The sequence below is a fragment of the Lysinibacillus zambalensis genome, assembly GCF_040183165.1.
Taxonomy (GTDB): domain Bacteria; phylum Bacillota; class Bacilli; order Bacillales_A; family Planococcaceae; genus Lysinibacillus; species Lysinibacillus zambalensis.
In genome coordinates, this window is sequence record NZ_JBEGDG010000022.1 from 26,744 (window position 1) to 52,761 (window position 26,018).

Below are 26,018 nucleotides of genomic sequence, written 5' to 3' on the forward strand. Positions count from 1 at the left end.
AGATTAATTCGAAGAAATGAGAAGGCACAAAGCTATCGTTATGCAATTAACTTCATTATTAATATGAGAAATGTTGGAATGAAACTGTTTAACATGTAAGAGGGTCGGTGAAAAGAAAAAATGAGGAAACTAATAATTTCGATGATTGTCATTCTTCTAGTCTTTTCTGAGCTGAATGTATCAATAGCGGAAATGTCTATTGGTGATGCTACAGAACCGGAAGCCGAATGTGAGGAACAGCTAGAGTCTGACAGTGAAGAAAATCTAGCAACTGAAGATGTGGAGCTGCAAGAGTCTGACAGCGAAGAGAAACTAGCAACTCGATGTGAGGAACAGTCAGAGCTTGATAGCGAGGGAAATTCAGTAACTGAAGGAGAGGAACAGCTAGAGCCTGATAACGAGGGAAATTCAGTAACTGAAGGAGAGGGACAGCTAGAGCCTGAAATCGAGGAAAATCTAACAACTGAAGGAGAGGAACAGCCAGAGTCAGAAATTGAGGAAGATCTAACAACAGAACGGGAAGAACAGGCAGAATCTGAAAATGAAGAGAATCTAGCGAATGCCTGTGAGACTCAGCAAGGGGCGGAAAGTGAAGAAGAGCCAGTAACCGAAGGAGAGGAACAGCTAGAGTCTGACAGTGAAGAAAATCTTGCAACCGAAGCTGAGGAACAGTCAAAGTCTGACGTTGAGGAAAAAGTAATTGACTGTGAGGAAGAGGAAGAGCCTGAAAGTGAAGAAAATTTAGAAATTGACTGTGTAGAAAAGTTTGATAGTGAAGGTGAGCTAGAAATTGAAGGTAAGGGACAGCCAGAGTCTAACAGCAAAGAAGAACTAGTAACTGAAGGTGAGGAGCAGGAGGAGTTAGACAGCGAGGAAAAATCAGCACCTAAATGTAAAAGGGATATTCGTAAAGCAGGAATGCCGATAAGTAGTGTCGGTAAAATCGGCAATATAGATTTTTCACAGTTGGATGATTCTCCTAATGATTTAAATGGATTTACACAAATAACAAAAAATGAAGGAATGGAACTCCATACAAAAGATAGTAAAGGTAGAAAATACTACATGTACTTCGGAGACCTATATAATGGTCGTAGTGTGGAATCTTTGAATAATTCGTCTAGTTATTTACAGCACAATGATGACTGGTTCCGTCCATTGCCTAGTATGAATGAGACACTCCAAGATGTTGTGTATAAGGGCAAATATACAAATGCGAGTTTTATGCAGATAGCAACTGCTTTAGCTATAAATCCGTATCTAGAAAACGGTGTCGTTACGTATTATTATTATGAGGGACGTGCTAGTAAAGATGGGCGTGGTAACGGATTGACGATTGCTAGCGGGGATAGTCCAAGTTCTTCTGCACAGAATACTACTACTCAAATGCCAATTTTGAAACTATATAAAAATGAAGAAACACATGAATTGATTGCTTATGCAGCTGTAGTTTATATTGGTGCTACTTATGATTACTTACTAGGATATATTAAAATTAAAATGAGTCCGGTAAGTAACATTGGACGTATTAATGTGAATATGAAATATTTGAAAAAAGAAAATATGTATCCCTATACAAATTTAGCATATGCGGCACATTTGGATATAGGTAAGCGACATACGAATAGTAGGATGTATTCGTTAGGAGATAATAAAGGAATGTATCTTCATGAGAAGGGAATGGGAGACGGTCAAGATTATGTTCTTTATTTTTTACGTGATGGTTATGCAAACTCTCCGGTAGCATTTAGAGGGAATGACAATCCAAATGAAACGCCTGCATTCAGTCTTGATACCTTTCCTCAATTGAATACAATGGGGATCAAAGATCCTGGTAAGGATGTTATGTATCCCTATCAAACTCACCCAGGCTGGGCATTCCGATGGGAGCCTATGCTGCAAGAGCCTAACAAGGTCAGGGAAGAAAATTTACAAATTGCAGTAACAGATAAACCAGTTCCACCGGATCCACCGGTTACATCGTTTCCACCGGTTATCCAATTAGATAATGAAGGTGAATTTACAAAAAGTGGTTATCACATAAAAGGAACATGGAAAGATGCAGACAGTGATTATGTCACTCTTTTTTATAAAATAGGTGATAATAATGGGCAAATAGGAGTATATAAAAATCCGAATCTAAATACAGATGTACCGTGGGAGTTCACAATTCCAATTGCGCAAATAGAAAAGGGGCTAGATCAAGTGATTATGGTATATGCGTATGATGGAACAAATATATCCAATTTTGAAACCAAAAAAATATCCCCAAAACTAACCATTACAGAACAAGTATTTAGTAAAGATGGTACAGTACCTACAGAAATCGCACCGAATGAAACTTTAAAATTTGAGATTTTAGTAGATTCAGGTTATATTACGAAAGATAAAGGTACATATGGTGAGCTCACGATTATACACAAATATGATACACACTTAGAACCACCAACAGACCTTAAAATAATCGACGTAAATGGCCGTGAAATTGGTACCACAATATATAATGCTTCCTCAAATACGATTTTAGCAATCGCAAATACTAACTTGCCACGTTCAACGAAAGTAAAAGTCACTTTTAATGCTAAAGTGAAAGAAAATGCGGCAAAAGGAGAGTTCGTTACAGGTTGGGCGGTAGCAACAGGGAAATACAGTACAGGTGATGAAATCAATCAGGTATCAAATAATGTGAAAATTATCATTACTGGTGTGATTGGCGTGTTGGAATTCGTTTCTGCGCCTCAGGCGATCAGTTTTGGAGATAAACTGACGATTTCATCACGAAATAAGACGTACCATCCTATCAACCTTGATGCGCCTTTAGCAGTAAAAGATAATCGTTCGCTGTCTAAAAAACCTTCTTGGGCGATGACAGCTAGACTAGATCAACCACTAACAGGGAAGAAGACGCGTTCTACATTGGATAGCTTACATTACCGCTATGGTGGAAATGTTTCAATCCTTACTGAAGATGCTTCCGTACAGATTTATAAAAAGGAAACAACTAACGGTGAAGTAGTCAATATCTCAGATACATGGAATCCAGACGGGGACGGACTTTACTTAGAAGTGACAGCTGGAACCGCAAAGGCTGATGCTTATGAAGGAACGATAAGGTGGGTACTTCAGGATGTACCGTTGAATAAATAAATTAGCACATTTTGATAAGCTAGGCTACATCAAGAAGAGGATTTATTTCTGATTAGATAGATGGCGAAGAGTTAAAGCTTAATGTGTGGCCTGCTCATGAAAGTTCAGAAACGGCACTTAATCCTGCTGTTATCTACATGAATGATAAAAACTAGAAATAAAAGTGAACCTACTTTATTTCTAGTTTTTTATTTGTGAAGTGGGGGGAGAGGGATGTATCGTAATTAGATACATCTCTTTTTCGGTTTTAATAAGTAAAAAGAAAAGAGGCTTTACACTATGATTTACTAGGATAGCGTAGGTGAGGAGTGATATGTTATCATTCCTCACTTATTCTATTCCTTTTCAAATTGAAAAATATCTTGATTGATCATTGCATGAAAGTAGCTATCCATTTCCTTTGCTGAAACATCTTTTCTATTTTGTAACCACCATGCACTTAACGTTGTAATGACACCTGAGTGGAATTCGATAACCAACTCAGATGGTATCGTGTGATTTTTACAAATTCGTTGTAATTCTTCATTCTCTTGTTTCTTCATTTCACGAGTTTGATAAGTCATAAAGTTGATAAATTGTTCATCATCCATTTGCGCCTCTAATATTTTACCAATCTCATTATGACGTAAGAATTGTTCTATCACTTGAAATGGCTTCGTTAATCGATCTAAAAGTGGTACGGTCAATGCTTCTTCTTGATTTTGTCTAAGTCCAAATGCCAATAATGCATTTTTATCCTCAAAATGTTGATAAAAAGTTGTTCGATGAACCATGGCACGATCACAAATTTGGTTAATAGTAATGGAACTATATTTCTGTTTTGGTTGGGTCATTAATTCAAATAAAGCTTCCCACAATAATTTATGTGTACGTCTAATACGTAAATCCAGCTGCCTCTCATTACTTTTCATCTACACTTCTCCTGTTCTGTAGTTTATTTATATAACTATTGAAAATTGATTCTGCCTTTTTAATCTACGCATGTATATTATATTACGTGTGTTCTTTTGTATACACATGTATTAATAGTCAAGACAGCAGGAGGAAAGTTAACAAATGAATATGACGACTACTAGTTCTACAAGTAGCAAAGTTGATCTTTCTACTATTAGACAAAAACCAATAATAATCGCATTAATGTTAGGTGCAATGGTCGCGCTTTTAAACGAAACACTACTTGGTAATGCTTTAACTGTACTAATGAGAGAGTTTGATGTAACAGCTTCAACCATTCAATGGCTTTCTACAGCTTACATGTTAGTTGTGGGCGTTTTAGTGCCAATCACAGCATTACTTCAACAATGGCTCACAACAAGACAGATGTTCTTAACCGCCATGTTTACATTTTTAGTCGGTACATTAATTGCTGGGGTTGCACCGACATTTAGCGTTTTATTAATTGGTCGTATTGTCCAAGCAATCGCCACTGGATTAATTTCGCCATTACTAATGAATACAATTTTAATAATTTGTCCTCCTGAAAAACGTGGTGCCACAATGGGATTAATTGCACTTGTTATGATGTCTGCTCCAGCGATTGGCCCGACATTATCGGGAATCATTGTCGATTCAATTGGATGGAGATGGTTATTTTACCTTGTTATACCTATAGCTATCATTTCGATTTTAATTGGAATGCAGTATCTTCAAAATGTCTCTGAGATAACACGACCAAAAGTGGATTATATATCAATTCTTTTATCAACATTAGGGTTCGGTGGTATTGTGTATAGCTTTAGTTCTTCTGGTGATTTAGGATGGTCAGATCCGGAAGTTTATGTCACTTTAATGATTGGGGTTATAGCGTTAGTCATTTTTGTTGTTCGTCAATTAAAAATAGATCATCCAATTTTAGACCTACGCGCCTTTAAGTTTCCAATGTTTATTTTATCAGTTGGGTTAATATTCATCGTCATGATGTCCTTGTTCTCAACGATGACATTATTACCGATGTTCTTACAAATGGTTTTACTTGTTACAGCTTTTAAATCAGGGCTCATCATGCTACCAGGAAGTATTATTAGCGGCATCATGGGGCCAGTTGCAGGTATACTATTTGATAAATTAAGCCCAAAGATTATTATCATTCCAGGTATTGGGCTAGTAGCCTTTGCGATGTGGTTGTTCAGTGGTATTAACGCAGAAACAACATTAACGCAAATTATTTTGATGCATAGCGTATTAATGGTTGGACTCATGTTTGTCATGACAGCCCAAACATATGGCTTAAATCAATTGACACCGGAGCTTTATCCACACGGTACAGCGATCTTTAATACGTTATCGCAAGTAGCTGGCGCAATTGGCACAGCAATATTTATATCGAAAATGACAACAGGTACAACGAAATATATGGAAAGCTCGGAAAATCCAATGGAACCAGTTGAAAAGTTAAATGGCTTGACATCCGGTTTCCAAGGGGCATTTACGCTTGGGTTAGTCTTTATAATTGTTGCCCTCGTTGTATCATTTTTCTTAAAAGGACAGAAAAAGAAAGTAAAAGCCACTCAGCTTTTAGAAAATTAAAAGGTTGTAAACGCTGTATTCGTGGGCGAGTGGATATATTGCCACATTGGCGATGGAAACGGTCATTTTACAATTAGTTTATAAAATATGAAAAAGAGAGATGTATCGTATGTTTGATACATCTCTCTTTCTGTTTTCAGATAAGTGTGAAGAAAATGTTTTTTATTCTATTTATTGGTAAAAAATACTAGAAGTCCTAAAGTTAATTGTGTAAGCTATCATTAGGAAACCGTTTATCATAAATTTGTAACTATCTTCATATAGTAATAGCAAGCCTATGAAAGGAGTCGTTACCATGCGCATGCCGGCACTACCTAAAAAGAAGTCTCCTCCAAGGGAAGCACCAAGGTCATGGTGGAAAGTTGTAAAAGCGTATTTATCCAGAGGAAGGTTTTACCGCATACCGCCTCGGAAATGATAGATGGGCATTGAATGTTCGATGCAAAAAAAAGTCGCTATGAAGGCGACTTTTTTTTACATCTGTTCATTTTCTAATAGAAAAGTATTTTTGGTTGGACCAATTAAATACAGCTCATGCATGGCTCGAGTGAGTGCCACATAAAGTAGTTTGCGATCCACCTTCGTATCGTAGAAAGGTGTATCGAAGGCAGCTACGATCACAGCATCAAATTCAAGACCTTTTGCTAAATGACTCGGAACAACGAGCAGTAAATCCTGATTAATAGACTCGTTTTCAGTTAATAGCTGAGAAGCAATTTTTTTATCTTTTAATGCTTGCTGCATTGTTTTTGCCTCTGCAGTCGTTTTACAAATTAAAGCAATGGAATGATGTCCATTAGCTCGAATGGCCTCAAAAATTTCTTGTATTTGCAGGGCATCGAATGATGGAGCTTCTATATAGGTAGGGACATTGCCATGACGAACTACCGGCTCTACTAATGGGAGCTGTTCATCCATTTGTGCTAAAACCTTGTTCGCTACTTCCATAATTTCAATGGTCGTTCGATAGCTTTTTTGAAGTGTTCTAAAGCTTGCTCTAGGAAATAAATCTTGGACAGGTTCCCAGGCAGTAAGGGAACGATAACTGTGAATTCCTTGCGCTAAATCACCGACCATCGTAAACATATCTGTCTCCAGACCTGTTTTTAAAGCAGCAAGCTGAAATAAACTATAGTCCTGTACTTCATCGATGAAGACGACGCGCATTTTCCATTCATCAGGAATGCCTTTTAAGCGAGCTTGTAAATAATAAAGGGCAGCTAAATCTTCAAGCACCCACTGTTCTTTAGCATGTGCCTGTAAAAATTGCTGTTGCTCAAGATAATGCCATTCAGGTGCAAGCTCTGCTAATAGCTCAGCATTTGTTAAAAGGGAACGATAGAGAGTCTTGATGTTATGTTTAGAAAAGCGTCGCATATAAACAGTGGCTGTTGACTTTGCCTCTTTTTCAATGGCAGGAATGCGTTCGTCACGCTCATCAATAAACTTCGTGACAACTCGACGACGTTTTTCATCATCACGGAATCCATCAAGTGCTCTGCCAAGTGCTGCATCATATTTTTTATGGAGAGTAATTAAAATAGCTTGTTTCTTTTGACGGGCATGGCTTGCTAGCACTTTTTTAATATGTGCCAGTCGTTTTTCAATCGGCATATAAGAAAATTCATATAAAAATAGCTTCTTTAAATGGGAGGCACGCATAATGCAATATTTTTCAATGAATACATCCTCAAATTGGTTAGCAATTTCCTGCTCAATCTTTTGCACGTAGCGCTCGATGACATCACGGTAATAAAGGGAGCCCTTCATTTCAGATATCCAAGAAGCTACTTGTTGGGGTTCACCTGCAACAAGCGATTCTAACTGCTCATTAGGGTTTTGGAGTTTCAGTTTTAGCTTAGTCGTAGCTAGAACGTAATCGGTAAAGGTTGTTTGACAAATTTTATCGACACCAAGCTCTGGCAAAACATCTCCAATATAATCGATAAATAACTTATTCGGTGCTAAAATCATGAGTTGCTCAGGGTTAAAATGCTCGCCCATTGTATAGAGGAAGTACGATATTCGGTGTAGGGCAATGGTTGTTTTTCCACTACCAGCAGCACCTTGAACGATAATCGGTTGACGAAGATGTGCTCGTATAATTTCATTTTGTTCTTTTTGAATGGTGGAGACGATTTCTGTCAAACGCACATCGGCTTTTCCAGCTAACGCTTCTTGCAGTAACTCATCGTTTGTCGTTAAATCAATATCTCGAATATCAAGCAATTCACCATCTTGGATTTTATATTGTCGCTTGGCAAATAGGTGTCCTTTATGGATTTCTCCACGGACATCATATTCCATATCCCCGAGGCGACCATCATAATAAACATTCGCTACCGGTGAACGCCAATCGACGATAATCGGCTCATGCGTTTCTCGATGAAACAAAGATGTTTTTCCGATATAAAGAAATTCTTCAGGATCGCCAGTCTTTTGAAAATGAATTCGGGCAAAGTATGGTTTTTTTTGAATAGCCTCTAAGCCTTCCTTTTGGTTTCGAGCCATTTCAAAAAAACGAGCATTTGCCAAAATGTTATTATAGCCCAAACTTGAATCTAAATAATCAAGATCCGCCATCGACTTACGAATATTCTCCTGAGCAGATTGCAAACCTCTTTGCGATTCATTTAAAATTTGCTGCATGTAATTTTTAGTGTAAGCAAGCCGCTCTACTTCAGCCTTAAAATCTGGATGTTGTGCAGTCATTTTTAGCACCTCCTAATTACTTATGATGTTTTAATAAAATTTTTTGAAGAGAAAAGTAGACCCTAGCTCAAAGACGAATCCGGACGCGATGATGCCTAGGTATAAATAATGTAGATTCTCATACTACTATATATAATATTTACCAGCAAGTGAAATTGTAATAGGCTTATTTAGGGAAGAACAAGAGAACTTGAATGATAGAAAATCGCTCCACCACCTAAAGGTGAGTGAACTAGGAGGTTATTAGATTGGAAATTTTTGCTCATAGAGGCGTTTCGGCACAATACCCTGAAAATACGATGGCTGCTTTTACAGCCGCATCAAAGCTTCAGATTACAGGCATTGAACTAGATGTTCATTTAACAGCAGATAGGGAGTTAGTCGTTATTCATGACGAAACAATCGACCGTACATCAAATGGCTCTGGCTACGTAAAGGACTACACGCTACAAGAGCTTCGAGCATTTGATTTTGGCTCATGGTTTTCAGCTGCATTTGAAGATGAAAGCATTCCGACTTTAGGAGACGTATTAGAGCTGTTTGCAGGCACAAATCATCGCATTAATATTGAACTCAAAACCGATGTATTTCCATATGACGGGATAGAAGCCCTTGTTATTAGGGAGATCGCTGCCTATCAAATGACAGAAAGAGTGATTATATCCTCCTTCAATCATGAGTCTATTCAAATCATCTCCCAAAGAGCCCCATATATAGAAAAAGCGGCGCTATTTGCAGAAATTTTAGTTGACTTTACCGGCTATACATCTCAAATCCCGGCAAATGCTATACACGTCAATTTACCTACAGCATTTCGGAGATCGGTTCAAGAAGCTCTTAATGAAGGAACGACTGTCCGAGTGTATACAGTAAATGATGTCGAGGACGCAAAACAATTACAGCAGCTTGGAGTAAAAGGAATATTTACAGATGACCCGGAGAAGATCGTAGCTGCGTTAGTAGGGTAGAATGACTGGAGCGTGGATTGGGTGGAGTGGCGTGGCGTGGCGTGGCGGAAAGAAGAGCTAGGGTGAAGGAAGGAAAAAAGAGTCGAATTGACGGATAGAGAAGGCAAAGTATTAGAACCGGCAAGGTGATGGATAGAACCGTTAAAGTCGTGGATAGAACCGCTCATATCGTGGATAGACTCGTCAAAGTCGTGGATAAAACCGCTCGTATCGTGGATAGACTCGTCAAAGTCGTGGATAGAACCGTTCGTATCGTGGATAGAACCGCCAAAGCGATGGAAAGAAGAGCCAAGGTGACGGATAGAAATTAAAGCGACGGAAAGAAAGGCGAAAGCGGTGGATAAAAAGGTCAGAGCGACGGAAAGAAGAACCAAGGTGACGGATAAAAATCAGAGTGACGGAAAGAAAAGTCGAATCGACGGATAGAAGGGCGAGAGCGACGGAAAGAAGAGCCGAAGCGACGGATAGAAAGACGAGAGCGAAGGAAAGAAGAGTCGAATCGACGGAAAGAAATCAGAGCGACGGAAAGAAGAGTCGAAGTGACGGATAGAAAGACGAGAGCGACGGAAAGAAGAGTCGAATCGACGGAAAGAAGAGTCGAATCGACGGATAGAAATCAGAGTGACGGAAAGAAAAGTCGAAGCGACGGATAGAAAGACGAGAGCGACGGAAAGAAGAGGCAAAGCGACGGAAAGAAATCAGAGCGACGGATAGACTCGCCGAAATCGTGGAAAGCCCCGCCAAAAACGTGGATAGAGCCATCAAAATCCTGGAAAGCTCCAACGTAAATCGACGGAAAGCCCCGCCAAAACTCATAGATAGCCCCACGAAAATCCGCAGAAAGCCTTTATTCATAGGCTTTTCGGATTTAACGCGCTGAGGGAGCGCAATTCAGTGCGTTAAATCTCCGTATGAAAAGAATAGAGTTATTACCACTTAACGCGATTCTCTTCGATACTGCCTAACATTTGCTTGATGACAAGTGTTTCGCCGTTGTCTAGTAATACGGTACCGTCGTAGTAGCCAAACATTTGGTGTACTTCAGATTTTACGAGGCCAGCTTTTGTGACGGCAACACGCTCGTAGAATGGGGAGAATGTTAATGAAACTTGGTTAGTGAATTTAGTTTTAATTTTCCACCGTTGCATTAAATCCTCTTGATTATAATTAAATAGTACATCTTCATGTATTTTTGTCATTTTGCCTTCAACGAAAACAGCATTTTCGGTCATTCCAGTTCCGTCTGTCCATTTACCGCCTAAGTTGAGTCCGATTCGTCTGCCTCGAACTCGTTGTGAGGCCATTCCCCAAGTCCATGTGGATTGGCGCGGCCAAACGCCACGACTGTATTCTAGTACAGCGAAGTTTTCCTCAGGAGAAAATGTAAAGCGGCGAGTACCAATTGACACAAAACCAGAAGTAGGAAGTGTGTGATGCTTCCCTGTAAATTGGAAAGTTTTACGGTTCCAAGGGATGACTACATTCAATGACTCGTCTGTAGGCGGATGTTGAATGATAAGCTTTGCACATAAAGTATCTCCATCAAAGTCTGGGATCGAAACGGATAGATGAGTTTCGTTTTGTACATAGGTCATATCGATCATCATTTCACTATTTTTGAAGGTTACTGAATCTAGCACCTGTGTAGGCATTTTTAATTTTCCACCCAATGGAACTATAATTGTTTTTTCAAAGTAGCGCTGTGTTTCATATTCAAGGAAATAGACGAAGCAGACCGCTGCATAGTCTAGATGACTAATAGTAGCTGAGAAGATGATCTCATCACCGTAGACACACCAATAATTCCATTTCTTTTTGCGCATGATATGGCCACTTAAATTGCTGTTTATAAGAGGCTTGCGTGCAAATCCGATGGCAGCTGGATTTAAATTGCCTTTTTTATCGCATAAAAGAGTAGGTTGTATAATTTCTTTCTCAGCATGCTGCTTCACATTCAACATCCCTTCTGATCATAAAATAAATATTTATAATTCCTTACCCTTATTGTAGCAAAAACTAGCAAAGATAGTGCCAAATAAGACCACTTTCGACATTTTTATGAATAAGTACCTAGCTAATAGAAATATCTCTTTATACATATGTTGAAAATAAGGAGGGGTAGTGTGGCAAAAATGTATAACAGACAGGCTGCTGTGCAGTATGCGAATTTGTGGTGGAACAGGCGTAATCCAGCGTTTCCGAATTTCACTGTTGATTGTACGAACTATATATCTCAATGTTTACTTGCTGGGGGAGCACCTATGCGGGGGGCTCCAAACAGAGGGAAAGGTTGGTGGCTTCAGCATGGGAATTGGAGCTTTAGCTGGTCTGTTGCACATTCCCTTAGATGGTATTTGGAAGGCTCAACGACTGGGTTAAAGGGAAGGCGGGTTCAGTCTGCCGAAGAATTAGAGCTTGGAGATATTATTTTTTATGATTTTCAAGGGGATGGGAGAGTTGACCATTCTGTCATTGTGACTAGTATTCAAAATGGTATTCCTTATGTTAATGCACACACTTCAGATAGTATTAACCGACCCTATTTTTATGAAGATTCAACAGCCTATACGCCAAGCATGACTTATTATTACATTCATATTGATGATAGTTTTGCTTAAAGGGATAGTAGTTTTAAAGCTCATCATTTTGTGATAATGTGAGGGATAGAAGATAAATTTTAACTTCATTCAGCAAACAGCCGCTGAATGAAGTTAAAGCCTCCGGCGGATGTCACGGAATCGGAAAGGAGTTCTTAGGGGATGTTAGCCTAAAATCATCGCATCCATGCGATAACGGATAACTGACCTGCGTCGTGCAGGCCTAAGCACAAAGCCGATTCCGGACGCAATTATGCCGAGGCATAATTGATAAATATATTGTAGTGTTATAGAAGGAGATATGAGTATATGAGTGAACAAGTTTTATCTGTAAGGGATGCGATTATTGAGCGTCGTTCTATTAAAAAATTTAATGGTCAGCCAGTAGAGCGTGAAGATTTAATGGCTATTATTGACGATGCGGTATGGGCGCCGAATCACGGTAATCGTGAGCCTTGGCGTTTAGTCGTTGCTTGTGGTGAGGAGTTATCGGCTCTTCATAATTTATTGCGTGATATAGCGATACCGAAATGGCAGGAGCTTTCAAGTGAAGATTTAGCGAAGCAAATGACGAAATTCACATTGCCAGGTGGTTATGCTTTTGTCATCGTTCCAGAGGATGCACGACAAAAAGAGCGATTAGAAGATTTCGGAGCGGCAAGTATTTTTATTCAAAACATTCAATTGCTAGCTTGGGATAAAGGAATCGGCTCATGCTGGAAAACACCTGGGTTCCTAGATAACCCTAAATTCCGTGAAGCTCTAAAGGTTCAGCCGGGTGAGCGCGTGATTGCGATGCTACAAGTTGGTTATTTTGATGAAGCACCAAAAGGGAAAGAACGTAAAAAATCAGCAGATATCGTTACGATTTTTGGAAAATAAGTTAGCAAAATCCCCTCGTTAAAATAGACGAGGGGATTTCTTTATTTTATTTTTGTAATTCAGCAACCTCAAATAAATAATCACTTAAAACACGTAATCCTTTATCGAAGTTTTCTAAATGGAAGTGCTCATTTGGTGCATGGAAGTTTTCACTTGATAAGCCGAAGCCCATTAGCACTACTGGTAATTCTAAAATTTCATCAAAGGCAGCGACGATAGGGATGGATCCTCCGCCACGTGTGTAAGCAGTTGGTACATTATATACTTTTTCGTATGAGCGACCAGCAGCTTGGATAAATGGATGATCAAATGGTGTTAAGAATGGACGTCCTTTATCAAATTCAGAGATCGTCACTTCAACGCCAGTTGGTTTATGTTTTTCAATATGTGCTTTTAAAAGTGCTACAATTTCATCTGGCTCTTGATTTGGCACAAGACGGCATGTGATTTTTGCGCTAGCCTCAGCAGGAAGCACTGTTTTAATGCCTTCGCCAGAGAAGCCTCCAAACACACCATTGACCTCTAATGTTGGGCGCGCCCAAGTGCGTTCTAAATAGGAATAACCAGCTTCACCGAATAATTCCTTCACGCCAACTTCTTCCTTCACGGATTCTTCATCAAAGCCAAGTGCACGGTAAGCTTCGCGTTCTTCTTCCGTTAATGGTAAAACGTTGTCGTAGAAGCCTTCCACTTGAATTGTTCCATGCTCATCACGGAAAGAGGCTAAAATGTCAGCTAATGCATGAATAGCGTTTTGTACACCGCCACCGTATAGACCAGAGTGAAGGTCGCCTTTAGCACCATGGACATCAATTTGAACCCCTGTTAAGCCGCGTAATCCATAGCATACAGCAGGTTTACCAGGACCATATAAACCTGTATCAGAAATCAAAATTAAGTCTGCAGCAAGTTTCTCTTTATGTTCTTCAACATAGGCAGGAAGGTTAGGACTACCAATCTCTTCTTCACCTTCATAGATGAATTTCACGTTCACTGGTAAAGTGCCAGTTGTCGCAAATAAGGCTTCAATCATTTTCAAGTGCATAAACACTTGTCCTTTATCGTCACTAGCACCGCGAGCAAACAGTTTGTTGTCACGAATCGTAGGGTTGAATGGCTCTGTTTCCCATAAATTTAATGGGTCAACAGGCTGTACATCATAATGACCATAAAATAGAATAGTTGGTTTACCCTCAGCATGTAGCCAATCAGCATAAACAACAGGGTGACCTGCAGTTTGCGTAATAGAGACGTTCTCAAGATTTAGCTTTTTAAATGCGTTCGCTAGCCACTCTGCGGCATTTTGTATATCGCCCTTATGTTCAGATAAAGAACTAATACTTGGAATACGTAAAAATTCATTTAATTCATTTAAGTGTGCCTCGCGATGTTCTGTGAAATACGCATCTAACTGCTGTACATTTGTCATCTAGCATCCCTCTTTTCAAATATTTCGATAATAGAAATAGTATAGCATAATGTGGTTGGGGAATCTTGCTATAGCAATGGTTTCTTCCATATTTAGCCCAACTGCCAACTACCTGTAAATTTCTTGCTGGATGCTTGTCACTCACATACTTTCATTACTGTTCTTTTCTATTATAAAAAAGCAATGTCCTCCAAATGCATTCAAGGACATTGCTAAAATCGATTGTACAACCGATAAATTATTTATTGAAGCGTACAAGGCGCTCAATTGGAAGACGTGAAGAACCATAAGCTGGTCCAGCTGCCTCGCCAATCGCTAGTAATAAAATTGGCACTTCGTTCGATGGTAATTCCATATATTCAGCAAATTTTGATTTGTCGAAGCCTCCCATTGGGACTGTATCATAGCCCATTTCCTTCGCTAATAGCATAATTTGCATTGAAATTAAGCCTGCGTCAAAGTGAACGATATTTAATAGCGCTTCTTTTGGAATCGAACTATACATTGCTAGAGAATCCTTGCCAAGCTTACTTGCAATTTCTTCAGGCATATAGCCTAGCTCAACGTTTTTTGCATAGATTTCCTCTGCGTTTAGATACATTTCTGTATCTCCAATGACAGCGATAATGGCGGATGCTGTTTCGATTTGTTCTTGATTAAATGAAAAAATATTAATGTTCTGTTGGATTTCTTTATCATCGATGACGATAAAGCGCCATGGTTGCATATTACTTGAAGATGGAGATGAAGTAGCATCTTCTAATAGTTGCATAATCGTTTCACGAGAAATCGTTGTGTTAGCATTGTATTTACGAACCGATTTACGCTCGTGCATGATTTGTTTTACTGGTGTAATTTTTGTCATTTTATTCCCTCTTTTACTAAAATAAATTAAACCGCTTTAATTGTTACGTTGATATTGCCCATTGTCGCTTTTGAATATGGACAAACAGTATGTGTAATTTCTAATAATTGTTGTGCTTCTTCAATCGATAAGCCTTCAATATGTCCTTCAATGTCAACAGCAAGCACGTAGTCAAAGGAGGCTTGCTCGATTAGTTTAACCGTTGCTTTAATTGTTGATGCCCCTCGAATTTTCTTTTGACGTTTAATTAAATCTAACGCGCTATTAAAGCAAGCGCTATAACCTGCTGCAAATAGTTGTTCTGGGTTTGTAACATCCTCTAATTTCGAGCCAGGTGGTGCAATATTTAATGATAACGATTGATCCTCTGCATACGATTTACCATTTCGGCCACCGTCATTAATCATTGTTGTTGTATATAATTCTTTCATTAGATAAAACTCCTATTCTGCGGCACTAAACAATTAGATTGTGCACAATTTAATTTTACAAAATCGATTGTACACAATTCAATTGTGTTTGACAAGTAGAAACTTTATTTTTAGTATTAATAGTATTAGAAGTACTTAAAGAGGGGGTTCCTATGCCGAATCATTTAGATAATCAACTATGCTTTCTTTTGTATGCAACTTCAAAGGAAATCATTCGACAATATACATCTTTATTAAAGCCATACGATTTAACTTATACAGGTTATATTGCCCTACTAGCCTTAGAGGATGATGAGCAAATTACGGTGAAGGAATTGGGACAACGTTTATTTTTAGATTCTGGTACATTAACACCAGTACTAAAAAAGTTAGAGGCAACAGGCTACGTCTGTCGTGAGCGTTCTAAAGAAGATGAGCGACAAATGAAAATCTATTTAACAAAAGTAGGAATTGAAGTACGCCAAAAGCTACCTGAAGTGTCACGTCAAGTAATGAAGCAAACGAACATTTCAGAACACCAGTATATGCAGCTAAAAATAGTCCTTCAAGATATTTTACAATGTGACTTGCCAATCAAGGATGAAAAGCTAGAAAAATAAACTGATTTTTGAGTCTCTCCCGGAACTATTGAATCATTCACATATCACAATATGTTAACGCCAGCTATCAAGTTGGCGGTTTTTTATTTTATATAATAAAAACAGGGATAATTAAAGATAATGTAATTGCCCCCAATCCTATAGATTTTATAGCACTACTTTTTATCCCCACTAGCCTGCAAAGTTTGACTGAATACCGAAACATTTTTTTCCTCTAACTCCTTTAGAACATGATCATGAATTTAGTAAAACATCCGCACATATCATTTTATTAGATTAGAAAGATGAGGTGGATTATTGGAGGTTAAATTTTATGAATCAGAGGATCTTTTAGGATTAGAAAAGAAAGTGAATGATGCCATTAAAAATGCAAAAAGTCACGAAATTAACAATATAGTATTCAGTTATCATCAACCTACAGAAACAGCAAATGAATTATATATTGTGATGATAGTATTCGACTGTTGAATTGGTAACTTCTTTTTGTAATGACAATAGGTTCCATTTAGCCTATTATATATATAGGTATTTTGGAGGTGTTATTAATTTTTGAGATGAACTATGTTGAGGTGAAAATTTTAGAAGAAGTTAAAAATGGAAGAACAGAAATTCTTTTTACGAAGAAAACTAAAGATATACCGAAAGAAGAAATACAAGGGACATTTATGTTGAAAAGCTTCGGGTATATACATGGAGAAGACTATTCAGATGAAGACAAACTTGGGTTTGTGAATGTAAAGTTTACAGATAAAGGTAAATGTTGTTTTATGGCCGAGGAAGAAATTAAAGTTTCAGCAAAGTTGAAGAATACATAAAACATAAGAGGGAGAATTTAATATGGAAGAAACACCACATAAAAAACGTCCAGTTTATGATAATAACGTGAATAAAAAAGGAATAGTTATTGCTAGCATTATATTATGTTACAGTGTAATTGCTGTTATCTATTCGTTTTTCTTATATGAAAAAATAGAGTGGTCTCTATTGTTTTTAGCATTATGTATGATTTGTGTAATAGAAGTTGCTAAAAACAATAATAAATTAATTAAAAAGAACTTTAATAAACAAATATGAAGGCATATTCCAATGAGGATATGCTTTTTTTGTGGTGTAAATACTTTGCGACCATATTTTAAATAATGCCTCTTTATGCAAGTGAGAGCAATACGCCAGCTAAGGACGTTTCTTGTAACGTAAGTGAAACGCCAGTTACACAAAGTGTGCCACCTCTGAGATGAGTAAGGGTTTAAGTTACTTCAAAAAATAATTCAAATCTTTAATTTTTATGTATTTGCGCAAGTATTCTAATCAAGAGGTGATAGTATAGTCTATATATGAAAATTACCACAGGGGATAGAGCATTTCCTAATGGACTAGATTCCTTCATTATGAAATTTTATTTTAAGTCACATCCAATAAGGTGTGGCTTTTATTATGCACAAAAAGGCGATAGAAGGTAAAAGTTTTTGTGACAATTTAATAGGTAAAGTAAATACTGTTATCTTTGTAGTTTGTCTTTATTGACTCAAATCTAGAACCCAGATTAGATGTTATATTTTTACCTAGATGGGCATTTTACATAGGTTTATTATTCAAGTACACATATAGATAACAAGACAATACTATTAGGAGGCTAAAAGAATGAATAAAGATCTTCTGCTTACGTTAATGAATAAAGTTATAAGAGTGGATAGGGGAGGCCCTGAATCACGTATAGGGAAGTTAATGGCTGCTGAAGACGATCATTTTGTATTATTAACAGAAAAAGATGGGATTGTTTATTACAAAACACAGCATATTAAAAGCATTACGCTAAATTCAAGAGATGGGATGGAATTTAGTGTTGAAGATCCTGCAACAGACTCGTACTTACTTGCACCAGATTTTAAAACAGTGGTAAGTAGTCTACGACATCATTGGGTTAAAGTGAATCGTGGTGGTCCAGAAATGTTAGAAGGCATAATGGATGAAGTGACGGACGATTATATTTCTATCTTCTCTAAAGAAGAAATTATTCGTCTGGCAATGTATCATGTTCGCAATATTAGTTTAGGAACAACTAGTGAAAAAGCTAATGAAGGAAAGAATAATCAAGAAAATAAAAATGAAAATAAAAATGAAGATAAAAATAAAGATGATAGTAATGAAAGTTCTAACAAGATGACAAATGAAAAAGCGGCGAATGATCGAGGAAGAAATACTAGAAATAGAAGAAGATGACGGTTTTATAGACTTATAAAACATAAGGCGGCCAATAGGAATGTTGGATAGTTCGATTACGAAATGATTCGATGTACGCATTGTCATATGGACATTCTTTTTGGCTAAATGACGGAATCATTTCGTATTTCTGTAGCGCTGGTCAAAAGCTTCACTTGTATATTTCAGAGCCTCAATCCGTGTACAATATGTGTTGGTGCCGGATTTTGCCTGTACTTTTTTTGACTCATTTCGGACACGTCCTCTCTTATGCTCATTCTATAGATTAAACTGAGGTATGCCTATTCAACTATAATACATCCATAAAACAGAATGTCTTATATAATATGTGACATTTTAATAAGTGATTTAAAGCTGAACTAATAATTAGTTCAGCTTTTACTTATGATTGAAGATGAATCGAAATATTTAGATGTTTCAACTCTACATTGTGCTACTGACGCTACGCTTTCGTGCAAAGAATATCTATAGACCTAAGCACAAAGCCGATTAGTGCAAAAACTTCAACAAATAGTTTCAATCTTTCCTAAATCAACGCCCCAGTTACTTCGATAAAAGGAAACTAAAAACAATTTCTCTACTCATAATCAAGTCTTAATTGTGGTTTACATTGCATAGTAGGGGGCGTTTTAACAAAAAATAATCAGAAAAGGGGACTTAGAAAAACCTCCTTTTCTGAATAGATACATCTTATACTTGATGAACAGTTTGAATATGTGAAAGGTTAAAATAAGTTGAACTCGATTTTCCATTTTGTATCTCAATAATTTGATCATTTACGTTTATTACTCTACCTATATGGGAAAAATCTTTTCCAAGATTTAATACAACAAGTTGATTTCTAAGTTGGTTAATTTGAGACTCAAATGTATTGTTTAGGGACTGATTCTTAATAGCTGATAGACTTAAAAATTCATTTTCACTTAGTCCGTAAGGAAGCTGATCCTTAGAGTATGGTACGAGCCACTTTAAATGTTTTGTTAAAATGAACATTGTTTTGTAAATGGGAGACTCAAATACAAAATAGTCATTCATAACAGACGTTATAACCCCATGTAGCGCTAGGTTTTTTGTTACAGAAATCTCCACATGTATTCCTTTTGCTTGTGAAAGTATATTTGTAAGAGTTAGGTCTTTATTAGACACTTGAGAATTAAATGTCGGTCTTTCTGAAGGTTGTTGAACATTATCTTCATTGTCATAATCTATTTCTAAAGTTTGAATATGGTCTATTGGTATATAGACAAACATATTTCCATTATAAATCACCATAATGTCACTACTCGAATCAATCACTGAACCTTTTAATATCTTTCGTCCCGAGAGTTCAATTACAACGATTTCTTTATTTAGATTTTGCAACATAATCAAATTTACCTCCCTTTCTTTTCAAGTACTAAAATATCCACAAATCCTAACTAATTAAATTAATCATTAAGCTAATTTAATTAATTTCCCGTGTTATTGAAAATGAACATCGACATTAGTGTCGCTAGGGAACAAACAGGTGTCGATAATGCACCTGGTATCTCCTCTAATTACATGTGCGAGACTTGTAACTTGTAAAAGTAACGGTTCTAATTCCAAAACCATAATCGCAACAAACCAATCATCTCAACTTATTCATTTGAAATTGCTTTTATGTCCGAATTTTTTAATGGCTTTACGGTGCTAAAGCGCATCACTCCTATAGGTCAACTACTTTATAGTTTCTTTATCAATAAAAAAAGCGTTCATCCTATTCGGATAAACATCTCTGATCGTTTAAAATGAACTATTTTGCTCGGTTGAAATTAGGAAACTAACTACTATTGTAGCAATCTCTTTAACCAAAGTTTTTTTGAAAATACGTGGCATGAGATCAGATCTTGCTTGAACTCATAATTTTTTTATATTCGCCTTCAACACCACAACAGTAAATCTTGTCTATTCTTTACAGAATACTATTTTAATATTTGAGTAATTTACTATAAATATTAGAGAAAATAGGTGTAAAACTAAAGGAGTTTTAACTTTTTACATATTTATACTATGACAGCATCGCTAACCTAATGAATGAGAGGTAAGGGCCTATTATTTTAATAACAAGTTATTTTCAGAATTAAATAATACTGCATGAAGGTGAAAATACTATGCAAACATTCGAAATAATAACGATACTGACCTTTTTAGTTACTCTTGGTTTCATTTTTTGGAGACCTAGAAATATGAATGAGGCTATTCCTGCATTGGTAGGTGCGATTATAGTAATACTTTGCGGTAGTGTGACCATGACAGACCTTTTCACGATTATACAAACTATCAGTGATGCTGCGATTACCATTATAGCTACAATTGTTATGGCGATTGTATTAGAAAGCTTCGGGTTCTTTAACTGGGTTGCAGAGCTGCTTGCTGAGAAAGCAAATGGATCTGGCATTCGATTATTCTGGTATGTCAATCTCTTATGCTTTCTCATGACACTCTTCGTGAATAATGATGGTAGTATTTTAATCGCAATACCAATTCTAATTATGTTATTAAACAATATGGGATTAGAAAATCATCAAAAGATTCCATATTTACTTTCTGGAGGTTTAATTGCAACAGCATCCAGTGCTCCAATCGGGGTAAGTAACATCGTAAATTTAATTGCATTAAAAATTGTCGATATGAGTTTGTATTCACATACAGCAATGATGTTTGTTCCTGCAACAATGGGTTTATTACTACTTGCTGGATTACTGTTTTTATATTTCAAAAAAAACATACCTAAAACTGTTCCGACAAATGTAACAGGGATGTCACTGCCTTCTTATCATCCACTTAAACAAACTGCTCTAGGAGATTCGAAGAAAAAGCGTACTAGGTTTATGCTAAACGTACTTCTATTTGTATTTGGCGTTCGGATAAGTCTGTTCCTTGCCTCGTTTTTAGGAATTCCAGTTTCTGTTGTGGCGGTAATTGGATCTCTCGTTCTTTTAGGATGGAGATGGGCTTATTTAAAAATACCACCAGGTGATATGTTGAAAAAAACACCTTGGTATATTATCGTTTTTGCATTTGGTATGTACGTCATCATCTATGGTCTCAATAATATTGGCTTAACGGAATGGTTAATTCAATTTATGCGTCCATTGGTTTCGGAAAACCTACTCAATACGAGTGTCTTAATGGGCGGATTACTTTCAGTGCTTTCCAATATCTTCAATAACCATCCAGCGCTTATGGTAGGAACTATTACGTTAACCAATATGGGGCTTGACCCTATTTCCTTGAAAGTCGCTTATTTAGCAAACATTATTGGAAGTGACATAGGTGCACTGTTACTTCCTATGGGTACCCTTGCAACACTAATGTGGATGCACATCGTAAGGAACGGTAAGGTAAAAATCACATGGTGGGAATACATTAAAGTTACTATCATCGTGATTCCTCCTACAGTCATCTTTACATTAGTCATTTTATACTATTGGGTAACATGGCTCTTTTATTAACACGGTGGAAAAGCAAACCTAGATTAAATATATGATTATCCAAAGAAAATTGTTATAACACGATTACAATTTATTTGTTAGCAACCAAATAGTTGGGATAAATAACCACTTTGATTTGTAAACCAACGGCACTTTAGAATCGGTTTTTTAAGCTTTTGCAATTGTGGTAAAAAGGTGACTTTGAATCATACATTAGGTGCTGAGTATTAAAAATGAGAGTCTACAATTTTTGTAGACTCTCTACACCTTTGTTAACTTTTTTAAACTGATCTTGAGTTTAACCTGTAACAGTAGTTGGAGGGAGGAAATGTAAAGAGACTACTATTTTATTCTAGTATTCAAGCCTACTCTTAGCAGGAGGAAGGCTTTTTCTTTTATGGATCAGAAAACATGTTGAAAGAAGTTAAAAAAGATCACCTATAAATAGATGATCCTCTTACTACTTACCAAATGAAAGGGATTAGTTTTTTAGTTGTCTGTTTATAGAATGTAAATTGTTCTCCGTACTTGTTTTGAAGGTAATCATCAGATTTTGGAATATAGCCAAAAATAAATACTAAAAATAAACCTAGAGGGATAAGCAAACTATACATATTGTTAGAGATTAGCGCTAAGCCTAGTACCCAAAGGCAATCTCCGAGATAATTGATATGAATCGCATATTTAAATAAACCGCCTGTATATAGTTTACCTTTGTTTACAGGATTGTCTTTAAACGGTTTTCTAAGTAACTCTGAAACCGTGTTTAACATACTGCCCCCTAAAAATAATATCCAGCCTACAATAAGTACTGTTAAGTTTGGATCCTGATTACTAGTAATCATTAAAATGGGGAAACCTAAATAATAAATCCCGAAAGCTAGACTATTCATGATGGCTTCTTGCCATGCAATACCCCTAGGCAACCATATAAACATCATAGCTGTTAATCGTAAAGCTGTAATAATTAAGGCAATAAAAAGCCCAAGTGAAATGCCTGATTTGTCATATGTAATGAAAAGTAAATAATAGGCAATGATTAAATAGATAATCTCAGCAACTAAAATCAAAATTTTTTCTTTTATCGTTGACTTGTTAATACCATACATTTAGGACGCTCCTTCATTTTTTATTTAATGGGGAAGTATACCTCTGTAATATTATTCTCCTCAGGTGTGCTATAGGGGTCCGTTTGATAAACTTCAAACGGAGCACCGTTCAGTTTATAGTTACTTTCATCAATCCAAACATGCAGCTTTGTATGAATCGAAGGTAACTCATCGTAAGAGCCAATAAGCGTAGCCATTGCGCAAAGACCGGGTTTAAACACTTTTGTTTTATTTGTGGCCATTGCAAGGGGAATCGCAATTTCTACATCATAATTTTCAGGTTCATATTCTGAACTATGGAAAATAGCAAGTGGTTTGGCAATAGGTGATAAATTTTCAAACGAAATTTTACTAAACAACTCATTAAAGTGTATTAGAAAATCAGCGGTATTTATTTGTTTACGTTGAGATATTATATGGTAGGCTAAGTGATCAACAAGTCTAACCTCAATCTGATCTAAATAACCCATAATATTTGCCCTTTCTTCTAATAGCTGAATATCATGCTTTAACTTTTTTGATAACGAAGAATAAAATGTAATCTGTTGTGTCAGATTTTCTTGTTTGGCTTTCATTTTAGAGTTAAGAAGTTCGGTATCCTCCCAATTAGCTAAAATATCCTTAATTTCTTCCAACGAAAATAAATAGCCTTTTAAGCGTGCAATCAATAAAGCTGTTTCTAATTGAGAAATATTATAATAGCGATAGTTGTTTTTAGCGTCTATGAAAGCAGGTTTTAAAAGTCCAATTTCATCATAGTAGCGAAGAGTCTTCAATGTGAGATGTGATATCTTTGAAAACTCACCAATTGTAAGCATTACAATCACCTCCTGTTCTAAATATAATGCTTCCTGTAAGGGGAGGGTCAATCAATGTAGCTAAATTTTTTTTATGGTATACGAGGTATTGGATAGAAGTAGGGGTTACATAACATGGGTGCTTGGGGCAATAGATGTTTTATGTTCGAAAGCGCAGCGAGCCAAAGTATGTTTGGCACGAAGAAGTCGCCCAATCGTTTGAACTGAACTCATTAAGAAAATAAATTCTAATAAAAAGCTGAATGAGAAATATCATTCAGCTTTTCATATGCTTATTCGCGAATAACCAATAGTACGCCACTAAAGATTAATACAGTGCCAACCCAAAAGGATACGCCGATTTGTTCGCCTAGTAATAGCCATCCTAGGAAGGTGCCGACGATTGGTTGAAAGAAGAAAAATAGACCGCCACTTGCGGCATTGAGCATCTGTAATCCGCGATTCCACAGTAAGAAGCCGCACGCTGTAGAGATAACGCCTAAGTAGAGTAGACCACCCCAGATGGATGGTTCTGCCATAGCGTGAAAGTCTAAATGTATTAATCGCGGAATGGCTAAAGGTGTTAAAACAATGATAGCGACAAGTGTTCCGTAGCTTGTGACAACGATTGGTGAATACTGCTCCGGTACCCGTTTAATAAGAACGGACATTAATGACCAGGTGAGGGCAGCAATTAGTAGAGCAACCCCACCTAATTGGTGGGAGGAATCGATATGTGCACTGCCTACGATCATGTAGACGCCGAATGTCGCTAGAATAATAGAAACAGCTTTTTTTAACGTGATTTTTTCTTTTAAAATGAATCTCGCAAATACAACCATAAATGCCGGTGTCGTTGCTGTAATGATGGCGCCCATTTGAGCAGTAGACAGCATAGTACCTATTTCTTGAGCAACGATAGAAATTGTATTTCCGATGAGCCCAATCATAAAGATTAACAGCCAGTCCCGTTTGTCAATTCGCCATGATTGTTTTGTCATTGTGCCAATGATGAACAAAGCGATGATGGCAATCATATAGCGCAGCCATACTAATTCTAAAGGTGGTATAGTATCGACAACTACTTTAACTACTACATACATGCCGCCCCAAATACTAGCAGCAAGTGATAAATATAAGGAACCTAATAAGGTTTTTTTCATGTTTTCCCCTCCGTTATCTGTAGACAATGCTTGTCCTTAACGGAGAAATGATGATTCTCCGTTAAGGGAGAATCACTTCAGGTACATCGTGTTCAAATAATGGTGAGAAGATCATCATATAGCCAGCTCCTTTTTATAGTATTTCATTTATCATATAACATTTTTTAGAATATGATTAGAAAAAAATGGTCTGTATCCAGTAAATTACCGAATTCAGACCATGTTAAATCAATTTCACTATATGTAATTTTGCTTGTCGCTTTGATAAATAAGGTGGATTATTGAGCTGTATAGCCGCCATCAACGAGAAGGGTAGTACCATTGACAAAGCTTGCATCATCGCTAGCTAAAAATAGCACAGCTTTTGCAATTTCCTCTGGTTTACCAAGTCTGCCTTGTGGATGAAGTGAAGCTAAATATTCTTTCTTTTGAGCATCTACTTCAGAGAGTAGGGGAGTGTCAATGTAACCCGGACATACTGCATTAACACGAATGCCTTCTTTTGCATAAGCAGTACATAAATTTTGTGTTAACAGTTTTACGCCACCTTTTGCAGAGGAGTAGGCTGTTGGTGCTGGCAAGGAAACAAAACTATGAATGGAACCAGCGTTAACGATAACACCGCCTGTACCTTGTTTAAGAAACTGTTCAATGGCATATTTATCAGAAAGAAATACACCTGACAAATTAATATCAATCGTTCTTTTCCATTTTTCGTAGGATAATTCATGTGCTGGAGCATCATCAGCTATACCAGCGTTTGCATACATAATATTTAGCTTACCGTATTTATTGACCGTTTCATTAATCATGTTTTGGATGTCTTCTTCTTTAGTTACGTCTGTTTTGACGAAAAGAGTATCATATCCATTACTATTTAATTCTTCTGAGATGCTTTGTCCACGATCCGAGAAATCAGCAATGACCACTTTTGCTCCTTCTTCAACAAATAGGCGAACAGTCGCTTCACCAATGCCACTTGCGCCACCTGTTACGATTGCTACTTTATCTTTTAGTTTCATATTTAATCCCGCCTTTTATTTTAATGTTGGTATATATAGTGATACTTCCATCATACTCGTTTCACTCTAAAATACTATCCTATAAGATGCTGTATA

General features: G+C 37.0%; 22 protein-coding genes. 11 read left to right on the plus strand and 11 right to left on the minus strand.

All coding sequences use genetic code 11. The annotated features are described in order from the left end of the window. The first annotated feature begins 120 nt into the window (after positions 1-120). Positions 121-3,147, plus strand: a complete 3,027-nt coding sequence (locus ABNX05_RS21260; RefSeq protein ID WP_349661543.1) for a hypothetical protein — start codon at positions 121-123, stop codon at positions 3,145-3,147. A gap of 335 nt (positions 3,148-3,482) precedes the next feature. Here the strand turns inward: ABNX05_RS21260 and ABNX05_RS21265 are convergent, their stop codons facing one another. Further along, on the minus strand, positions 3,483-4,058 hold the full coding sequence (locus ABNX05_RS21265; RefSeq protein ID WP_349661544.1) for a TetR/AcrR family transcriptional regulator: 576 nt from the start codon (positions 4,056-4,058) through the stop codon (positions 3,483-3,485). 145 nt (positions 4,059-4,203) lie between these two features. Between ABNX05_RS21265 and ABNX05_RS21270 the strand changes: the two genes are divergently transcribed. Continuing rightward, positions 4,204-5,673: an MDR family MFS transporter gene (locus ABNX05_RS21270; protein WP_349661545.1), complete on the plus strand. Its 1,470-nt coding sequence runs from the start codon at positions 4,204-4,206 to the stop codon at positions 5,671-5,673. Positions 5,674-6,147: 474 nt separating this feature from the next. Here the strand turns inward: ABNX05_RS21270 and helD are convergent, their stop codons facing one another. After that, positions 6,148-8,385, minus strand: coding sequence for an RNA polymerase recycling motor HelD (helD, locus tag ABNX05_RS21275; protein ID WP_349661546.1), 2,238 nt, complete (start codon positions 8,383-8,385; stop codon positions 6,148-6,150). Between the two features lie 248 nt (positions 8,386-8,633). On the opposite strand from helD, the gene ABNX05_RS21280 reads away from it, so the two are divergent. Then, positions 8,634-9,353 (plus strand): glycerophosphodiester phosphodiesterase, encoded by a 720-nt coding sequence (locus ABNX05_RS21280; protein ID WP_349661547.1) that lies wholly within the window; start codon positions 8,634-8,636, stop codon positions 9,351-9,353. A gap of 929 nt (positions 9,354-10,282) precedes the next feature. Here the strand turns inward: ABNX05_RS21280 and ABNX05_RS21285 are convergent. Continuing rightward, positions 10,283-11,305 (minus strand): DUF2804 domain-containing protein, encoded by a 1,023-nt coding sequence (locus tag ABNX05_RS21285; protein ID WP_349661548.1) that lies wholly within the window; start codon positions 11,303-11,305, stop codon positions 10,283-10,285. 171 nt (positions 11,306-11,476) lie between these two features. Here ABNX05_RS21285 and ABNX05_RS21290 point away from each other — a divergent pair, with 171 nt between their 5' ends. Beyond that, a complete protein-coding gene (locus tag ABNX05_RS21290; RefSeq protein ID WP_349661549.1) occupies positions 11,477-11,971 on the plus strand; it encodes an amidase domain-containing protein in 495 nt (164 codons plus the stop codon). A gap of 288 nt (positions 11,972-12,259) precedes the next feature. Further along, positions 12,260-12,832, plus strand: a complete 573-nt coding sequence (locus ABNX05_RS21295; protein WP_349661550.1) for a nitroreductase family protein — start codon at positions 12,260-12,262, stop codon at positions 12,830-12,832. 46 nt (positions 12,833-12,878) lie between these two features. Here ABNX05_RS21295 and ABNX05_RS21300 read toward each other — a convergent pair whose 3' ends face one another. The 3 genes from ABNX05_RS21300 to ABNX05_RS21310 all read right to left on the minus strand — a co-directional run bounded on the left by ABNX05_RS21300 (position 12,879) and on the right by ABNX05_RS21310 (position 15,557). Beyond that, positions 12,879-14,261 carry a dipeptidase gene (locus tag ABNX05_RS21300; protein ID WP_349661551.1) on the minus strand — a complete coding sequence of 461 codons (1,383 nt, stop codon included), beginning with the start codon at positions 14,259-14,261 and terminating at the stop codon, positions 12,879-12,881. 238 nt (positions 14,262-14,499) lie between these two features. After that, on the minus strand, positions 14,500-15,126 hold the full coding sequence (locus ABNX05_RS21305) for a nitroreductase family protein (RefSeq protein WP_349661552.1): 627 nt from the start codon (positions 15,124-15,126) through the stop codon (positions 14,500-14,502). 26 nt (positions 15,127-15,152) lie between these two features. Continuing rightward, a complete protein-coding gene (locus ABNX05_RS21310; RefSeq protein WP_349661553.1) occupies positions 15,153-15,557 on the minus strand; it encodes an Ohr family peroxiredoxin in 405 nt (134 codons plus the stop codon). A gap of 152 nt (positions 15,558-15,709) precedes the next feature. On the opposite strand from ABNX05_RS21310, the gene ABNX05_RS21315 reads away from it, so the two are divergent. The 5 genes from ABNX05_RS21315 (at position 15,710) to ABNX05_RS21335 (ending at position 18,376) form a co-directional block, all read left to right on the plus strand. Then, positions 15,710-16,156 (plus strand): MarR family winged helix-turn-helix transcriptional regulator, encoded by a 447-nt coding sequence (locus ABNX05_RS21315; RefSeq protein WP_349661554.1) that lies wholly within the window; start codon positions 15,710-15,712, stop codon positions 16,154-16,156. A gap of 297 nt (positions 16,157-16,453) precedes the next feature. Beyond that, positions 16,454-16,624 (plus strand): hypothetical protein, encoded by a 171-nt coding sequence (locus tag ABNX05_RS21320; protein ID WP_349661555.1) that lies wholly within the window; start codon positions 16,454-16,456, stop codon positions 16,622-16,624. An 86-nt stretch (positions 16,625-16,710) separates the two neighbouring features. Beyond that, on the plus strand, positions 16,711-16,971 hold the full coding sequence (locus ABNX05_RS21325; RefSeq protein ID WP_349661556.1) for a hypothetical protein: 261 nt from the start codon (positions 16,711-16,713) through the stop codon (positions 16,969-16,971). A gap of 22 nt (positions 16,972-16,993) precedes the next feature. Then, on the plus strand, positions 16,994-17,230 hold the full coding sequence (locus ABNX05_RS21330; protein ID WP_349661557.1) for a hypothetical protein: 237 nt from the start codon (positions 16,994-16,996) through the stop codon (positions 17,228-17,230). A gap of 567 nt (positions 17,231-17,797) precedes the next feature. Further along, on the plus strand, positions 17,798-18,376 hold the full coding sequence (locus tag ABNX05_RS21335) for a hypothetical protein (RefSeq protein WP_349661558.1): 579 nt from the start codon (positions 17,798-17,800) through the stop codon (positions 18,374-18,376). A gap of 690 nt (positions 18,377-19,066) precedes the next feature. Here the strand turns inward: ABNX05_RS21335 and ABNX05_RS21340 are convergent. After that, positions 19,067-19,741: a DUF2642 domain-containing protein gene (locus ABNX05_RS21340; protein WP_349661559.1), complete on the minus strand. Its 675-nt coding sequence runs from the start codon at positions 19,739-19,741 to the stop codon at positions 19,067-19,069. Positions 19,742-20,508: 767 nt separating this feature from the next. Between ABNX05_RS21340 and ABNX05_RS21345 the strand changes: the two genes are divergently transcribed. After that, positions 20,509-21,852, plus strand: a complete 1,344-nt coding sequence (locus tag ABNX05_RS21345) for an arsenic transporter (RefSeq protein WP_349661560.1) — start codon at positions 20,509-20,511, stop codon at positions 21,850-21,852. A gap of 443 nt (positions 21,853-22,295) precedes the next feature. Here the strand turns inward: ABNX05_RS21345 and ABNX05_RS21350 are convergent, their stop codons facing one another. The 4 genes from ABNX05_RS21350 to ABNX05_RS21365 all read right to left on the minus strand — a co-directional run bounded on the left by ABNX05_RS21350 (position 22,296) and on the right by ABNX05_RS21365 (position 25,922). After that, positions 22,296-22,940 (minus strand): methyltransferase family protein, encoded by a 645-nt coding sequence (locus tag ABNX05_RS21350; protein ID WP_349661561.1) that lies wholly within the window; start codon positions 22,938-22,940, stop codon positions 22,296-22,298. Between the two features lie 20 nt (positions 22,941-22,960). Beyond that, positions 22,961-23,758, minus strand: coding sequence for a MerR family transcriptional regulator (locus ABNX05_RS21355; RefSeq protein WP_349661562.1), 798 nt, complete (start codon positions 23,756-23,758; stop codon positions 22,961-22,963). 272 nt (positions 23,759-24,030) lie between these two features. Continuing rightward, on the minus strand, positions 24,031-24,900 hold the full coding sequence (locus ABNX05_RS21360; RefSeq protein ID WP_349661563.1) for a DMT family transporter: 870 nt from the start codon (positions 24,898-24,900) through the stop codon (positions 24,031-24,033). A 278-nt stretch (positions 24,901-25,178) separates the two neighbouring features. After that, positions 25,179-25,922 (minus strand): SDR family NAD(P)-dependent oxidoreductase, encoded by a 744-nt coding sequence (locus ABNX05_RS21365; protein WP_349661564.1) that lies wholly within the window; start codon positions 25,920-25,922, stop codon positions 25,179-25,181. Between the last annotated feature and the right edge of the window lie 96 nt (positions 25,923-26,018).

What these genes read in the sequence shown, in the direction of transcription:
- ABNX05_RS21260 (WP_349661543.1), top strand. Translation starts at nt 121, where the DNA reads ATGAGGAAACTAATAATTTCGATGATTGTCATTCTTCTAGTCTTTTCT.
- ABNX05_RS21265 (WP_349661544.1), bottom strand. Translation starts at nt 4,058, where the DNA reads ATGAAAAGTAATGAGAGGCAGCTGGATTTACGTATTAGACGTACACAT.
- ABNX05_RS21270 (WP_349661545.1), top strand. Translation starts at nt 4,204, where the DNA reads ATGAATATGACGACTACTAGTTCTACAAGTAGCAAAGTTGATCTTTCT.
- helD (WP_349661546.1), bottom strand. Translation starts at nt 8,385, where the DNA reads ATGACTGCACAACATCCAGATTTTAAGGCTGAAGTAGAGCGGCTTGCT.
- ABNX05_RS21295 (WP_349661550.1), top strand. Translation starts at nt 12,260, where the DNA reads ATGAGTGAACAAGTTTTATCTGTAAGGGATGCGATTATTGAGCGTCGT.
- ABNX05_RS21300 (WP_349661551.1), bottom strand. Translation starts at nt 14,261, where the DNA reads ATGACAAATGTACAGCAGTTAGATGCGTATTTCACAGAACATCGCGAG.
- ABNX05_RS21305 (WP_349661552.1), bottom strand. Translation starts at nt 15,126, where the DNA reads ATGACAAAAATTACACCAGTAAAACAAATCATGCACGAGCGTAAATCG.
- ABNX05_RS21310 (WP_349661553.1), bottom strand. Translation starts at nt 15,557, where the DNA reads ATGAAAGAATTATATACAACAACAATGATTAATGACGGTGGCCGAAAT.
- ABNX05_RS21315 (WP_349661554.1), top strand. Translation starts at nt 15,710, where the DNA reads ATGCCGAATCATTTAGATAATCAACTATGCTTTCTTTTGTATGCAACT.
- ABNX05_RS21325 (WP_349661556.1), top strand. Translation starts at nt 16,711, where the DNA reads ATGAACTATGTTGAGGTGAAAATTTTAGAAGAAGTTAAAAATGGAAGA.
- ABNX05_RS21330 (WP_349661557.1), top strand. Translation starts at nt 16,994, where the DNA reads ATGGAAGAAACACCACATAAAAAACGTCCAGTTTATGATAATAACGTG.
- ABNX05_RS21335 (WP_349661558.1), top strand. Translation starts at nt 17,798, where the DNA reads ATGAATAAAGATCTTCTGCTTACGTTAATGAATAAAGTTATAAGAGTG.
- ABNX05_RS21340 (WP_349661559.1), bottom strand. Translation starts at nt 19,741, where the DNA reads ATGTTGCAAAATCTAAATAAAGAAATCGTTGTAATTGAACTCTCGGGA.
- ABNX05_RS21345 (WP_349661560.1), top strand. Translation starts at nt 20,509, where the DNA reads ATGCAAACATTCGAAATAATAACGATACTGACCTTTTTAGTTACTCTT.
- ABNX05_RS21350 (WP_349661561.1), bottom strand. Translation starts at nt 22,940, where the DNA reads ATGTATGGTATTAACAAGTCAACGATAAAAGAAAAAATTTTGATTTTA.
- ABNX05_RS21355 (WP_349661562.1), bottom strand. Translation starts at nt 23,758, where the DNA reads ATGCTTACAATTGGTGAGTTTTCAAAGATATCACATCTCACATTGAAG.
- ABNX05_RS21360 (WP_349661563.1), bottom strand. Translation starts at nt 24,900, where the DNA reads ATGAAAAAAACCTTATTAGGTTCCTTATATTTATCACTTGCTGCTAGT.
- ABNX05_RS21365 (WP_349661564.1), bottom strand. Translation starts at nt 25,922, where the DNA reads ATGAAACTAAAAGATAAAGTAGCAATCGTAACAGGTGGCGCAAGTGGC.